This window comes from Burkholderia lata, assembly GCF_902499335.1.
Classification (GTDB): Bacteria; Pseudomonadota; Gammaproteobacteria; order Burkholderiales; family Burkholderiaceae; genus Burkholderia; species Burkholderia lata_B.
This window is the reverse complement of record NZ_CABVQK010000004.1, coordinates 545,610-561,017: the sequence shown is the minus strand read 5'-3', so window position 1 is coordinate 561,017 and position 15,408 is coordinate 545,610. Positions and strand designations below refer to the sequence as shown.

The window sequence follows — 15,408 nt, the reverse complement described above, 5'->3', positions numbered from 1 at the left end:
TGTCGGGGCGACTTCATCGCCCCGACCGGAAAGCGTCAGCGCGGCGGCCGGTTCGGGCCGCACGGTCGGTGCGAGGCACGCAGTACGAAATGAACGCAGGAGTGCGAATCAAATGCGGGCATGCCTGATCTTCCTTCAGGTTTCAGATGAAACGGAACGGCACGATGCGATGAGGCGGGGAGTTGCGAACGGCGGTGCTGCAACGGCAGGAAAGCGCGACGTGAGTCGGCGGAGCTGGCCGGATTGCTTTCCGGAAGCTTGCGCAAAAGTTATCTCAGTGAAATCTCGGTGTCAAACTTTTTTAGTTTGAGTCAAACAAAGTTTCTTTTTCCGTCCCGCGATCGACGTGCGATCGGTCTAAATTTCCGGGCAATCTGTCCGTAAACGGTAAAAAACAGATTGAAAGGAGAGAGAGGGCATGACGATTTCAGTTACCGCAGCGAGCGGCCTGTCGCTCGTGCAGATGGCGCAGGAAGCCGCGCTCGACGGGCGTCAACAGACGGACGCGGCGTCCGGGAAACCGCAGGACACGCCGATCACCATCCGGGCGCTGGACCAGGAAGCAATGCAGGCGGCGCGCATGAAGCAGATGTCGATGCTGGGCGACCTGTCGACGAAGCTGCGCGGCGTCACCGGCCAGCTCGCGACGAGCATGCACGAGATCATCGCGAAGCGCCCGGATCTGGCCGACGCGCAGTTCGACTTCAAGACCGACGACGGCCGGATCACGGTCGTGTCGAAGACGATGACGGAAGCCGATCGCGCGTGGGTGGAGTCGACGCTGAACGCGAACGCGGGCCTCGTGCTCGCGACGCGCGAGTTTCATCAGCAGGCCGTCGACTTCGCCGGGCAGGGCGCGGCCGCCGTGGGCGAGACGTTCACGGATGACGATCGCAAGGTGGCCAGCCAGCGCGCCGACGCGGATTTCCTTTTCATGAAGGAGATCAATTCGTCCGTCGCGCGCAACCAGAAGTTTGAAGAGGTCGGCGGGCATTTCACCGCGCAGGACGGCACGCCGCTGAAGTTCGAGCAGTCGGCCGGCAGCGCGCGCGGCACGCTCGCGCTGCTGGATACCGACCGTCAGCTGTCGTCGGGCGCGGCGATCTTCGTCGACGATTTGGGGCAGAAGACCTACGGCAGGCGCGCGGGCCTGATCGACGTCGGCTTCGGGGCCGCGTTCGAGGACATCCTGAACGGTCGCAACAGCATCGGCTTCCACGAGATCGCATGACGATGCGCGTCGCGGAGCCGCGCGCCGGCCGCCGTGCGCCTATTCGTCGCGCAGCGCTTCGGCCGGCCGCACCCGTGCGGCGCGCCAGCTCGGGTAGAGCGTCGCGACGCACGACATCAGGAACGCGGCCGCGGCGATCTCGATCACATCGGTCGCCGCGAGCTTCGACGGCAGCGAACTGAGGAAGTACACGGACGGCGTCAGGAAGCGGATGCCGAGCAGCTGCTCGACCGCCGGCAGCACCCACGGGATGCTCACCGCGATCGCGCAGCCGAGCGCGACGCCCGCCAGCGTGCCGGCGAGGCCGATCGTCATCCCCTGGATCGCGAAGATCTTCATGACTGACCCGGGCGGCGCGCCGAGCGTGCGCAGGATCGCGATGTCGCCCTGCTTCTGCGTGACGGTCATCACGAGCGACGACACGAGGTTGAACGCGGCGACCGCGACGATCAGCATCAGGATCAGCGACAGCATGCGCTTTTGCAGCCGCTCGGCTTCGAACCACGTGCGGTTCTGCCGCGTCCAGTCGCGGATATAGAGGTCGCCCGACAGCGTGCGCGACAGCGCCAGCGCGATCTCCGGCGCGCGCTGCAGATCGTCGAGGCGCAGCCTGATGCCGGTCGGCGCGCGCGCGTTGAACAGCGTTTGCGCGTCGCGGATATGGATGTACGCGAGCGCGCTGTCGTACTGGTAGTGGCCCGACTCGAACGTGCCGACCACGTTGAACTGCCGGAACTGCGGCAGCGCGTCGCCGATGCGTGCGGTGTTGCCGGGCGCGAAGAACGTGATGCGGTCGCCGATCTTCACGTGCAGCGCGTCGGCCAGCGCCGAGCCGAGCACGATCCCCATCTCGCCCGGCACGAGCGCGTCGAGCCGCCCGGTCTTCAGCTTGCGCGCGATCTCGGACACGCGCGGCTCCAGCACGGGGTCGATGCCGCGCAGCGCGACGCCCGTCACGCTGCCCGCGTTCGTTAGCAGCGCCTGCGCGTCGACATAGGGCGCGACGGCGCGCACGGCCGGATTCTGCAGCGATTCGTGCGCGCTGAGCCGCCAGTCGGGCATCGCGCCGGTCGGCGAGAAGATTTCAACGTGCGCGAGCACCGACAGCATCCGGTCGCGCACTTCGGTCCGGAAGCCGTTCATCACCGACAGCACGACGATCAGCGCGGCGACGCCGAGCGCGATGCCGGCCATCGCGGCGCCGGCAATGAACGACACGAAGCCGTCGTCGGCCGAGCGCCGTCCGCCGCGCGCGTAGCGCAGCCCGATCTGCCATTCGAACGGGAGTTTCAAGCGGTTTCCTTTCATTTCGATTCGATCCTGCCGAGCCGCGCATTCTAGCGAACGCGGTGCCGCCGTGCGCAGAGGTTGCGCCATGGACGACCGAAATCCGCCCGACCGGCCGGTTATCCGGCAGCGTTGCGCGACGGCACACCGATATTTCCATCGTTTCGGGTCTGATCGATAATGGCGCCCAGCATCCGGTCGAATATTCCAAGTACTACGGCGCAACCGGGCCGCGCCGTCACAGACCCATAACAATTCGGGGAAGGTTGCCGCACCAGGCAGCATGTCCTTGACAAGGAAATAACAATGGATTTGCTGCGCTTCCTGCTGCTCCTGCCGATTCGCGTGGCGGGCTTCGTCTGGTGGCTGCTCGGCTGTGCGCTGCGGCCGCTGGTCGGCGACGTATCGTGGACGGCGCCCACGTGGATGGGCGTCACCGCCGCGGCCGTGCGCCGCCGTCCGTGGCATGCCGGCGGCCTCGTGCTGCTCGCGGCCGCGCTCGGCTATGGCGGGTACTGGTTCAAGCACCGCCCGAAGCCGCCCGAGCCCGAGACCGTCAGCTTCACCGTGAAGGCGCCGGCGATCACCACCTACGAGGTGGACGACACCGACAAGCCGAAGATCACCGTGCATCCGCTCGAAGTCGTGTTCGCGCAATCGGCCGCACCGATCGAACAGGTTGGCAAGCCGGCCGGCGACGGCATCGAGATGACGCCCGCGCTGAAGGGCGCATGGACGTGGGTCGACGACAAGACGTTGCGCTTCACGCCGGCGGCCGACTGGCCGGTCGGCGCGCACGTCGAGGTGCGTTTCGCGGTGCACCGGGTGTTTGCGCCGCAGGTGACGATGCACGACGACCGTTTCGCCTTCGACCTGCCGGCGTTCGCTGCGACGTTCGGCAACAATGAGTTCTACCAGAACCCCGACAATCCGGCGGAGAAGCAGGCGCTGCTGCAGTTGCGCTTCAATTACCCGGTCGATCCGGCCGAGTTCGAGAAGCGCATCGGCCTCGTGCTGGTCGGCCGCGACGGCAAGAATTCGACGCCGCTGCGCTACACGGTCAACTACGACAAGATGAAGACGAGCGCGTGGGTGTACTCGCAGCCGCTCGAGATTCCGCGCGATCCGCTGGTGGCACGGCTCGACGTCGACAAGGGAGTGAAGAGTGCACGCGGCGGCAACGGCACGTCGGACGTGCTGCATGCGTCGGTCGGCGTGCCGGGGCTCTACAGCCTGTCGATCGCCAACATCGCGCCGACGCTCGTCGACAACGAGCGCTACGAGCCCGAGCAGGTACTCGTCGCGGAAGCGTCCGACGGCGTGCGCAGCGCCGACCTGGCCGCGCGCGCGAAGGCGTGGGTATTGCCGAAGCGCAAGCCGGGCGTCGATCAGTCGGACGACGATCCGCCGTACGAATGGAACGTGGCCGACATCAGCGACGCGGTGCTGAAGCAGTCGAAGCCGCTGCCGCTCGACGCGGTGCCGACCGAGAACGACTACGCAACGCTGCAAAGCTTCAAGTATCACGCGACGCCGGGCGATCGCATCGTCGTGCGTTTCGCGGGCGACCTGAAATCGGCGGGCGGCTACCTGCTCGCCGAGCCGGTGACGACCGCGTTCACGGTGCCCGCCTATCCGAAGCTGCTGCGCTTCATGGCCGACGGTTCGCTGCTGTCGATGAGCGGCAGCAAGCGGCTGTCAGTCGTGTCGCGCAACCTGCCGGGGATGAAGGTCGAGATCGGCCGCGTGCTGCCCGACCAGCTCCAGCATCTCGTGAGCTTCAACAACGGCACGTACGCGCGGCCCGAGCTGTCGTATTCGTTCAGCGAGGATCACATCGTCGAGCGCTTCGTGCAGACGCGCGCGTTCCCGGCGGGCGACCCCGGCAAGGCGCATTACGAAGGCATCGATCTCGGCCAGTACCTGAAAGGCGGCAAGCGCGGCGTGTTCCTGCTGCACCTGACGAAGTACGACCCGGCGGCCGAGAAGAAGAAAGCTGACGATGCGAAGGACAGTGACGCATCGTCCGGCGACGGCAGCCAGGATCAGTCCGACAACGCCGATTCGGGCGACAGCAACGGCAACGACAGCGACAGCGCGCTCGGCGACACGCGCCTGATCGTCGTGACCGATCTCGGGATGCTGGTCAAGAAGGCGCTGGACGGCAGCCAGGATGTGTTCGTCCAGTCGATCCGCAACGGCCGCCCGGTTGCGGGCGCGACCGTATCGGTGCTCGCGGTGAACGGCCAGGCGCTGTTCACGCAGACGACCGGCGCCGACGGCATCGTGCATTTCCCCGCGTTCAAGGGGCTCGACCGTGAGAAGCGGCCGCAGCTGTATGTCGTGAAGAAGGACACCGACCTGTCGTTCCTGCCGGTGGCCGGCCGCGATCGCCAGCTCGATTTCTCGCGTTTCGACGTCGACGGCGAGCGCAATGCGACGGGCCAGGGGCAGTTGTCCGCGTACCTGTTCTCGGACCGCGGCCTGTACCGGCCCGGCGATCCGTTCCACATCGGCCTGATCGTGCGCGCGGCGAGCTGGGCGCGCAGCCCGGCCGGCGTGCCGCTGCAGGCGGAGATCGTCGACCCGCGCGGGATCACCGTCGAGCGCAAGCCGGTGACGGTCGATGCGACGGGCTTCACCGAGCTCGGCTATACGATGGCCGAAACGGCGCCGACCGGCACGTGGACGGTCAACCTGTACATCGTCAAGGACGGCCAGCCCGGTGCCGAGCCGATCGGCAGCACGACGGTGCAGGTGAAGGAGTTCCTGCCCGACCGGATGAAGGTCGACGCGAAGCTGTCGCAGCAGGTCGTCGAAGGGTGGGTGAAGCCGAAGGGGCTGAAGGGCGTCGTCGATGCGCAGAACCTGTTCGGCACGCCGGCGGAGAAGCGCCGCGTCGCGGCGACGCTGACGCTGCGTCCGGTTTGGCCGTCGTTCCGCAGCTGGCAGGGCTATCACTTCTTCGATGCACGCCGCGCGAAGGAGGGCTATACGACGACGCTGCAGGACGGCACGACCGACGACAAGGGCCATGCCGAGTTCGATCTCGATCTCGACAAGTACGCGGACGCAACCTACCAGCTCTACTTCCAGGCGAAGGCCTATGAAGCGGAAGGCGGGCGCAACGTCGCCGCGAACGCGCAGGCGCTCGTGTCGAACAACGACTGGCTCGTCGGCTACAAGGCGGTCGACGATCTCGGCTACGTGAAGCGGGGCAGCCCGCGCACGGTGCGGCTCGTCGCGATCGATCCGAATGCGAAGGCGATCGACGTGAAGGACCTGCGCGCGCAGCTCGTCGAGGAGCGCTACGTGTCGGTGCTGACCAAGCAGGATTCCGGCGCGTACAAATACGATTCGCGGCTGAAGGAAGTGCCGGTCGACGAGAAGCCGCTGACGATACCTGCGGGCGGGCTCGATTTCACGCTGCGCACCGACAAGCCGGGCAGCTATGCGCTCGTGATCCGCAACGCGGCGGGCGCCGCGGTGAACCGGATCGAGTATTCGGTCACGGGCGATGCGAACGTCACGCGTTCGCTCGACCGCAACGCGGAGCTGCAGGTGACGCTCGCGAAGCACGACTACAAGCCGGACGAGCAGGTCGAGATCGCGATTCGCGCGCCTTATGCGGGCAGCGGCCTGATCACGATCGAGCGCGACAAGGTGTATGCGCACGCGTGGTTCCATGCGGACACGACGAGCTCGATCCAGCACATCACGGTGCCGGCCGGCTTCGAGGGTAACGGCTACATCAACGTGCAGTACATCCGCGATCCGTCGTCCGATGAAATCTTCATGAGCCCGCTGAGCTACGGCGTCGTGCCGTTCTCGGTGAACCTCGATGCGCGCCGCAACGCGGTGTCGGTCGATGCGCCGGCGCTCGTGAAGCCCGGCGACACGGTGAATTTCACCGTGCATTCGGCGAAGCCCGCGAAGGTCGTCGTGTTCGCGGTCGACGAGGGCATCCTGCAGGTCGCGCGCTACAAGCTCGGCGATCCGCTGAAGTTCTTCTTCCGCAAGCGGATGCTCGAAGTCGGCACGTCACAGATCCTCGACCTGATCCTGCCGGACTTCGAGAAGCTGATGGCGATGGCCGCACCGGGCGGCGACGCCGACGATGCGATCGGCCGGCAGCTGAACCCGTTCAAGCGCAAGCGCGACAAGCCCGTCGTCTACTGGTCGGGGATCGTCGACGTAAATGGTGATACGCGGCTGAGCTACACCGTGCCCGACTACTTCAACGGCAAGCTGCGCGTGATGGCCGTGTCGGTGTCGCCGGACCTGGTCGGTACGTTCGAAGGCGCGACGACGGTGCGCGGCGATTTCGTGCTGTCGCCGAACGTGCCGACGACGCTCGCGCCGGGTGACGAGGCCGACGTCAGCGTCGGCGTCGCGAACAACCTGACGGGTGTCGGCAACCAGCCGGTGCCGGTCGCGGTCACGCTGAAGACGGGCCCGCAGCTGCAGGTGATCGGGCCGGCCACGCAGAACGTCGCGCTCGCGCCGCAGCACGAGGGCGTCGCGATGTTCCGCGTGAAGGCGACCGACACGCTCGGCTCGGGTTCGCTGTCGTTCGGTGCGCGCTACGGCGCGAAGGGGGCGCAGCAGCGTGTCGACGTGTCGGTGCGGCCGGCCGCCGCGTTCCGTACGCAGCTCGACATCGCGCGGCTCGATCCGGGCAAGAAGGCAAGCGTGCCGAACCTGCGCTCGATGTACGACGCGTATGCATCGCGCGACGCGAGCATTTCGACCGCGCCGCTCGTGCTGTCCGAAGGGTTGTCGTCGTATCTCGTCAACTTCGAGCACTACTGCAGCGAGCAGATGGTGAGCGCGGCCGTGCCGCGCGTGTTCGCGGCGAAGTGGCTGTCGGTGCGCGCGCTGACGAGCGCGATGCATGCGACCGACGCCGGTGCCGACGCAACGAACGCAGCGGCGATCACGCAGTTCCTCGGCATGCTGCGCGGGCGGCAGAACGCGCAGGGCGGGTTCGGCCTGTGGAGCGCGACGCCCGATGCCGATCCGTTCGTGTCCGCGTACGCGATGCACGTGCTCCTCGACGCGCGCGAGCGCGGCATCGCGGTGCCGAAGGACATGCTCGACGCGGGCAACGCGTATCTGCAGAAGCTCGCGGCGAACGATTCGCTCGGCTCGCTCGACCTGCTGCGGCAGCGCGCGTACGCGGTGTATCTGCTGACGCGCCAGGGCAACGTGACGACCAACAGCCTCGCGGCCGTGCAGAAGCGGCTGCAGGATGCGTATCCGAACGACTGGAAGAACGATCTCGCGGCCGCGTGGCTCGCCGCGTCGTACCAGCTGCTGAAGCAGGACAAGGAGGCTGCCGCGCTGATCGCGGGCCCGCAGGCGCTGCTCGAGCGCAAGCGCGCATCCGACGGCGGTTACGTGACGGGCTACTACCTTGACCCGCTGACGCGCGACGCGAGCGTGCTGTACCTGATCGCGAAGCACTTCCCGGAGCGCGTGCGCAAGCTGTCGCCGCGCGCGATGGACAACCTCGCCGCGCCGCTCGTCGACAACCGCTACAACACGCTGTCGTCGGCGATGACGATCCTCGCGCTCGATGCGTATGCGGCGTCGAGCGCGGGCCAGCTCGACCAGCTCGCGATCGACGAGGTGCGCGCGGGCGCCGCGCCGAAGGACGTGTCGTCGATCCAGGCGAACCTCGTGCGCTCGGGCACGTGGTCGGCCGGTGCGTCGCGCGTCGATTTCGTGAACGGCAGCGCGCTGCCCGCGTGGTGGATCACGAGCCAGTCGGGCTACGACCGCGGCACGTCGACGAAGGCGATCAAGAACGGGCTGGAGATCGTGCGCGACTACACCGACACGGACGGCAAGCCGCTCGACAAGATCTCGCTCGGCCAGGAGATCGACGTGCACGTGAAGATCCGTGCGACGGGCTCGGCGAACGTCGGCAACATCGCGATCGTCGACCTGTTGCCGGGCGGCTTCGATCCGGTGATCGCACCGCCGCCCGTCACCGACACGCAGGATGGCGACAGCAATGGCGATGGCGGCGCGTCGGCACCGGTGGCCGATGCACCGTGGCGTTCGCCGATCGGCGTGAAGGGTTCCACGTGGCAGCCGCAGTTCGCGGACGTGCGTGAAGATCGTGTGGTGATCTACGGCACCGCGACGACCGACGTGCGCGAATTCGTCTACCGGATCAAGGCGAGCAACGCGGGCCGCTTCATCGCGCCGCCGGCATACGGCGAGTCGATGTACGACCGCCGCGTGCAGGCGCAGGCACCCGGCGGCACGACGCTGACGGTGGAGCGCGTGCGATGACGATGCGGCTGCAACGGCGTTGCCGGCAGCGCCGGGTGCGAGGAGCGCCCGCGCGTGGCTGACGACGTTTCGGTGCTCCGGCGCGCGCTGCGCGGCGCCGGCCGCTGGCTGCATCGCTGGCAGAACTGGATCGCCGGCGCGCTGCTCGTGTTCGGCGCGCTGGCCGCGTGCCGGCTGTGGCCGCACCCGCCGCTGCGCGACTGGAAGCCGTCGTCGGTCGCGGTGGCCGACGCACAGGGCCGCTTGCTGCGGCTCACGCTCGCGAAGGACGACCGCTACCGGCTGTGGGTGCCGCTCGACCGGATGTCGCCGCAACTCGTCGAAGCCGTGATGCTGCACGAGGACCGCTGGTTCTGGTGGCACCCCGGCTTCAACCCGTACGGGCTCGCGCGCGGCGCGTGGATCACGTACGTGCGCGGCGGCAATCCGCAGGGCGGCTCGACGCTGACGATGCAGCTCGCGCGCTCGCTGTGGCGGCTGAACACGCGCACGCCGGCCGGCAAGCTCGAGCAGGTTGCGCGCGCGGTGCAGCTCGAACTCTTCTATTCGAAACGGCAGATCCTCGAAGCGTATCTGAACGATGCGCCGTACGGCCGCAATGTCGAAGGCGCGGGCACCGCGAGCGTCGTCTATTTCGACCGAATGCCCGACGCGCTGACGCTGCCCGAGGCGCTCGCGCTCGCGGTGATTCCGCAGGACCCGGCGCGGCGCGTGCGCGGCGGGCAGGACGAGATCAACCGCGCGCTGGCCGCGTCGCGTAACCGGCTGTATGCGCGCTGGCTGACGCAGCATCCGGGCGATGCATCGTTCAAGCCGCTGTTCGCGTTGCCGCTGGCGATGCGGCCGTTGTCCGCGCTGCCGTTCGATGCGCCGCATGCGGTCGACCAGGCGCTGGCCGCACGCAGCGCGTGGCGTACGACCTCGAGCGCGGCGGCGAACGACAGCGACGCCGACGCGCGGCTCGTGACGACGCTGGACCTCGACCTGCAACGCACGCTCGAACGGCAGATCGCACGCTATGTCGCGCGCAACGACACGCGCGGCGTGCGCAACGCGGCGGCGATCCTCGTCGATACGCGCGACATGGGCGTGAAGGCGCTCGTCGGTTCCGCGAACTTCTTCGACCGCACGATCGACGGGCAGGTGAACGGCACGCTCGCGCGGCGTTCACCGGGCTCGACGCTCAAGCCGTTCATCTATGCGCTCGGCTTCGACCAGGGCGTGCTGCATCCGCAGACCGTGCTGCGTGACGTGCCGACCGCGTTCGGCCCGTATGCGCCGGAGAATTTCGACGGCCATTTCCTCGGGCCGATCACCGCGACCGATGCACTGAACCGCAGCCGCAACGTGCCGGCCGTGTGGGTCGCGTCGCAACTCAAGTCGCCCGATCTGTACCGGTTCCTGCAGGAAGCCGGCGTGCGCCGGCTCGCGAGCGCGCAGCACTACGGGCTCGCGCTCGTGCTCGGCGGCGGCGAAGTGACGATGCAGGATCTCGCGGCGCTCTACGCGATGCTCGCGAATCGCGGCGAGTTCCGGCCGCTGCGGCTGCGCGCGGACGAGCCGGCGCTGCCCGGCCGGCGCCTGCTCAGCGCCGAGGCGAGCTACATGACGATGGACATGTTGCGCCAGCACTTGCGCCCCGACGAGACGAGCGGCGCGCAGCCGTCGAGCGTGCCCGTCTACTGGAAGACCGGCACGTCATGGTCGTTCCGCGACGCGTGGACGGCCGGCGTGTTCGGCCCGTACGTGCTGGTCGTGTGGGTCGGCAATTTCGACAACTCGACCAATACGGCGTTCGTCGGCGTCGACGCAGCCGCGCCGCTGTTCTTCCAGGTCGTCGATGCGCTGAATGCCGAACGCACGCTCGTCGAGCCGCCGCGCGCGGTGCCGCCGAAGCTGAAGCGCGTGCGGATCTGCCTCGCGAGCGGTGAATTGCCGAACGAATGGTGCCCGCAGCAGGGCTGGACATGGTTCATTCCGGGCACGTCGCCGATTCGCGTGAGCACCGTGCACCGGCCCGTCGTGATCGACGATGCGACGGGAAAGGCCGCGTGCCCGCCGTACGACGGCAAGCGCACGCATACGGAGATCTTCGAGTTCTGGCCGTCGGATCTGCAGCAGGTGTTTGTGCAGGCCGGCATTCCGCGCCGGCGGCCGCCGCAGAACGCGGACTGCCGCGACGCGGGACAGGTCGAGGGCGACCCGCCGCGCATCACGTCGCCGCTGCGCGGCAGCACGTATGCGATGCGCGTGAAGCGTACGGAGGAGACGCGCATCGCGTTCAACGCGACGGCCGATGCGAGCGCGCATGCGCTGTACTGGTTCGTCAACGATGCGTTTGTCGGGCGCAGCGCGCCGGGCGATGCGCTGTTCTGGCAGCCGGGGACGGCCGGCAGTTACACGGTGCGGGTGGTCGACGATCACGGGCGGAGCGATCAGCGGCCGTTGGCAGTCGGGTTGGAGCAATAGGCGCGGTATCGGTACCCGTATCGCGCGTTCGCGGTCAACGTGCCGCGATCTGCGCGTTTTCGCGGCGAAGACTCGTGTGCGTGAGCATCAGCAAGTTGACGACGACGACGGCGATCGTGACGACGATCATCCCGTTCACGCCGCCGTGGGTCACCAATACGCCGGCTATGTACGGAAATCCGAACAGGCCTGTGAAGTAGGCGATCGTGAAGACCTGGGAACTCGCCGATGCGGACAATCCCTTTTCGTTGGCGAGATTGACCGCCATGCCGTTCAACGTGGAGTAGCTGAGTCCGTAGCCGATCGCGAAGACGAACGAGCCGATCACGTACAGGATTTCGCTGCCCGGATTCGACACGAAGAGGACCAGTGCCAGGAGTGTCATGGCGAACAGCGTGAACGCGAGCTTGCGGACCGGCAATCGGCTGATCGTCTGCGCCAGCGTGAATCGGCAGAAGACGGTGGTCAACGTGAATGTCACGAAAAAGAGATCGGGCGACAGGTGTCGCGACTCCGCATAGATTGTCTGAAAATTCGATAGCGCGGAAAAGGTGCACGCGGCGAGTCCGATCATGATGATCGGCAGCCGGGTGACATGGCGCAGGATCTCGGCGACCCGCGCGACTGTCAGGCCGGTTGCATCCGCCTGCGGGTGGGGTATGCGTTCCGCCCGTTTTCGGACAACTGAAAATGCGACGGCTGCAATGACGCAGAGGCATGCCAGACCTGCGTAGACGATGGCGTACGACCCGAAGCGGCTGGCGATGAAATGGCCGGCCGGTGACGCGAGACCCAGCCCGACCATCTGGCCGCCCGAGAGCAAGGTCAGGTATTTGATCCGTGCCGAGGGCCTGAGGTGATGAATGATTTGAAGCGGCGCGAGTATATAAAAGGCCGACCATCCCATTCCCAGAAGCAGGCCGCCGATGAACGCGATCCTCATATCGTGCGCTGCCAGGCTGAACGCGAGCATGGAAAGCGCCATGACGGCAGCGGCCGCCACGATTGTCGACATCAAGCCGATTCGTTGTGCTACCCATCCGGCGACAACGGAGCTGACGATCATGGTCAGGATGCCGGTCGAGATCACCGCGCCGGCCATTGATGGATTCAGGCCGCTCTGACGCAGATGTTCGGAAAGGAGGAAGCTGGCGCCGTATGCGGCGGCAAGTGCGATGCTCGCGAGGAGGAATGGAACAAACGTGGCAGCGCCAAGCGATGACGGAAGCTGGTCGGCGGATGTGTTCATGGAATTGGCGTCCCGTTTTTATCGCCGCCGTGATGCCTCGAGCGGGCCGGATTTCTTTAATCGTCTTGTGCCCACATATGGCGTGCCGAAGGCTCTTCCGGATTGTCTGATCCTGAGCCTGGAAGGCATTGTGTTTTAGGTAAAAGCGGGATGAAATGTACAGTCAAGTCGATTTTCTTCTGCACAGTACATGTCGTTGCTGATGAGCTTGGGTTCAGAAACTCGAAGTCGACCAAGATTACGTTGGATGGTTTCGAAACGCTATCAACTACCAGCTTGAATCATTCTGATGTTGCTACCGCTCATATTTTTGCCGGCGATGCCGTGCGATGGCCGCATGTATGCGGATCAGGTCGAAGCGCTGAAGGATCTTGCTTCACCGACCGTGAAGATACTCGCGCATTCGACATTCGCCGAGAGTGCCGAGCGGCTCCTGGCATCGACAAGCGGTGCGTTCATTCTGGTGGGTACGGCATACGGCGGCTGTCTCGCGATGGAAGTGCTCGCGAGAGCGCCGGATCGCGTTCGTGGGCTCTGGCTGATGAACTGTCAGCCGAGTGCTCATCCGAATCCAGACGCTGTTCGTGCCACCAGCCGGCGAATTCGCGCCGGAGAGCACGAGCGGGTCATTGCGGAGTTTGCCGAGCAGGCGATTCCGGCGCACGACGGCACGTCACGGGCTGCGTTCACGCAAATGGCTCGCGATGCCGGCGCGGAATTGTTTGCACGACAATCCGACGCCACACTGACGCGCTCGGATCATTGGTCGACGCTTGCGTCGAGCAAGGTTCCTACGTTGCTCATCTGGGGTGCTGCTGACCAATTCGTACCCGTCGACGTCGGCCGGCGCATCGCCGGCTTGATGCCGCATGCCCGATTCGAAGCGATCGAAGGGTGTGGTCATTTCCCCACCCTGGAGCGGCCGTCGCTATGCACGGCGATTGTGCGCGAGTGGTTGATGGAGTCGATGTTTGGTTGAATCGTGCGTGGGAACGGGTTACATATCCGATTGCGTGGAACTGTATTCGTCCGGTTCTGTGCACGTGAACTATCGTCGTTCTCGCGCAATCCGATGGAGTCCCGTCTGCCTCTATTCTTATAATAAGATGATTTTTTCAAAAAACCGCAACCTAATTGACATGTCTGAAATTACGCGGATTTCATTGGCTTTTTTATTGCCAAAATAACTTAACGTTGCCTTGTAATCCCGCAATCGTGCGTCTATGTTCGATCAATAACGAAAAGTCCTGCTCACTAGGTTGTCGTGTGCCTGCTTTGTGTCCGGGACAGTCGGTAGATAACGAAGGGAAGGAAGGCGACGACTATGGACACTTGCTGCACGCGCACGGCCTAGACACCCTACGTCTCCATCTTCAGGCATCCGCTCGCCTGTACGGCCATCCCGCGGGCCGGGTGACGTCATGCCCGCGCGTTTGCTTGTCCATTGGCAATCAATGGGCATTGCGTGGCACGCCATTTGAAGCCGGTCGTATATCGCCACAAAAATCTTGAAATTTAGCGACAAGGGATTTCGCAAACCAATAGTAGCCAAACGAAATCGTGCCAGCTTTCGACTCCTGCTAACGGATGCATACGGTTCGGTCAGTTAAATAAGCAAGCCTCCCCGCTTAATCAAGTTAAGCGACCGATTAATACTTGGAGATGAACATGAAAAGCAAGCGTCTCAGCGTTTTGTCTGCAACAGCTGTTGCCCTTCTATCTCTCAGTGGTGCCGCGCAGGCCGACGGCCTTTGCTCGAACGCAATGCTAAAGGGAGCGTTTGAGTTTATCGGTCACGGAGAGATTCTTGGATTGATAGGTGCCGATGGCAAGGTGCATCCATACGCTGCTCCGTCGATCCTCGATGACGTCGCGCTGGTGACGTTCGACGGTACGAGCCATTTTTCACGCACCGACTTCGGGGTTATCGGCGGCCTACCGAAAGGAGGGCAGACTACGTTCAATCCGCACCAGAGCGGCACCTACACGGTGAACTCCGATTGCACAGGCACCATGAAAACCGTCTATACCACCGGCGGAGCCGTGCCGGCCGGCGTCGAGACTGATCTGAACATCGTCGTCGCTGCCGACGGGACGTTCATCGAATCCGTGGTCTACAGAGCGGTCACCGTGTCAGGCGAGAGCGCGGACGGCGTAGTAAAGTGTCCGCCGAATTGCGAGCAAGGTGTGCAAGAGAGCTTTGCGGGGAAAAAAATCTTTGGGCACCGCGAAAGCCACGATTGACCGTTATACCTCGGTCGCTGCCGTTCGAACGCCGTCGGGCCGAACGGCAGCAGTGGGTCGACTACTGCCGAGCGAATCGGGCAACAGCCGGCCGGAACCTGCCGCTGGCGTCCAGCCGCTTTGAGATAGGCTGACTGTTCCTCGACCAACCAATGTCTCGAACATGTAGCTCGACGGGTTGAACAAACTCCTTGAGCTTGTTGCCCTGCTTAACCAAGGGGCCGATCACGACTGTTCGTATGAATGATCGAGCTACCCAGCGCACTCAACATTGAACGACGCGTTAGCCAGGTATTTCGAGTCGATCGTCAATCGGCACACGAAGAGGCCCCATCCAGCAAGCGATTGGCATAGCTCCGCAAGCCAGATCTCGGGGACTCCGAGGGACGTACTTCACTCACTTGTAGATCAATGGTTCTTCCAGACCCACTGCTCGCCCGAACTCGGCGAGCGTCGAGCATGGGTCCGCCAGAACGTCGCATCGTTTGTCCTAGATGAAACTCTTGAGGTGCCTGGCGAACTGTCAGTCGATGAGGTTCGCTCCAGTCCACCGTTCTGGTATGAGGGCACGTGGCACGATGTCGTACTGTCAAGCGCACACGGACGCTGGCTTTTGCACTTCGGC

At 65.0% G+C, this 15,408-nt stretch carries 7 protein-coding genes; 5 read left to right on the top strand and 2 right to left on the bottom strand.

Annotated features, from left to right (window positions below):
• Window positions 1-418 precede the first annotated feature (418 nt).
• Complete coding sequence (locus tag BCO18175_RS13065) at window positions 419-1,231, top strand: hypothetical protein (RefSeq protein WP_174981280.1); 813 nt, start codon at window positions 419-421, stop codon at window positions 1,229-1,231.
• A gap of 39 nt (window positions 1,232-1,270) precedes the next feature.
• On the opposite strand, the gene BCO18175_RS13060 is transcribed toward BCO18175_RS13065, so the two are convergent.
• Complete coding sequence (locus BCO18175_RS13060; RefSeq protein WP_174981277.1) at window positions 1,271-2,539, bottom strand: lipoprotein-releasing ABC transporter permease subunit; 1,269 nt, start codon at window positions 2,537-2,539, stop codon at window positions 1,271-1,273.
• Between the two features lie 285 nt (window positions 2,540-2,824).
• Here BCO18175_RS13060 and BCO18175_RS13055 point away from each other — a divergent pair, with 285 nt between their 5' ends.
• Window positions 2,825-8,821 carry an MG2 domain-containing protein gene (locus tag BCO18175_RS13055; protein ID WP_174981275.1) on the top strand — a complete coding sequence of 1,999 codons (5,997 nt, stop codon included), beginning with the start codon at window positions 2,825-2,827 and terminating at the stop codon, window positions 8,819-8,821.
• Window positions 8,822-8,875: 54 nt separating this feature from the next.
• On the top strand, window positions 8,876-11,290 hold the full coding sequence (gene pbpC, locus BCO18175_RS13050) for a penicillin-binding protein 1C (protein ID WP_174981272.1): 2,415 nt from the start codon (window positions 8,876-8,878) through the stop codon (window positions 11,288-11,290).
• Window positions 11,291-11,324: 34 nt separating this feature from the next.
• On the opposite strand, the gene BCO18175_RS13045 is transcribed toward pbpC, so the two are convergent.
• The gene (locus tag BCO18175_RS13045) at window positions 11,325-12,539 is read right to left on the bottom strand and encodes an MFS transporter (RefSeq protein ID WP_174981270.1); all 1,215 of its coding nucleotides are present in this window, start codon (window positions 12,537-12,539) and stop codon (window positions 11,325-11,327) included.
• Window positions 12,540-12,828: 289 nt separating this feature from the next.
• Between BCO18175_RS13045 and BCO18175_RS13040 the strand changes: the two genes are divergently transcribed.
• Entirely contained in the window at window positions 12,829-13,518 is a 690-nt protein-coding gene (locus tag BCO18175_RS13040) for an alpha/beta fold hydrolase (RefSeq protein ID WP_174981267.1), read from the top strand.
• A 689-nt stretch (window positions 13,519-14,207) separates the two neighbouring features.
• A complete protein-coding gene (locus BCO18175_RS13035; protein WP_174981264.1) occupies window positions 14,208-14,783 on the top strand; it encodes a hypothetical protein in 576 nt (191 codons plus the stop codon).
• The last annotated feature ends 625 nt before the right edge of the window (window positions 14,784-15,408 follow it).

Bases quoted from the DNA above. Each gene is read 5' to 3' on its own strand.
- BCO18175_RS13055 (WP_174981275.1), top strand. From the start codon at position 2,825: ATGGATTTGCTGCGCTTCCTGCTGCTCCTGCCGATTCGCGTGGCGGGC.
- BCO18175_RS13035 (WP_174981264.1), top strand. From the start codon at position 14,208: ATGAAAAGCAAGCGTCTCAGCGTTTTGTCTGCAACAGCTGTTGCCCTT.
- BCO18175_RS13060 (WP_174981277.1), bottom strand. From the start codon at position 2,539: ATGAAAGGAAACCGCTTGAAACTCCCGTTCGAATGGCAGATCGGGCTG.
- BCO18175_RS13065 (WP_174981280.1), top strand. From the start codon at position 419: ATGACGATTTCAGTTACCGCAGCGAGCGGCCTGTCGCTCGTGCAGATG.
- BCO18175_RS13045 (WP_174981270.1), bottom strand. From the start codon at position 12,539: ATGAACACATCCGCCGACCAGCTTCCGTCATCGCTTGGCGCTGCCACG.
- BCO18175_RS13040 (WP_174981267.1), top strand. From the start codon at position 12,829: ATGTTGCTACCGCTCATATTTTTGCCGGCGATGCCGTGCGATGGCCGC.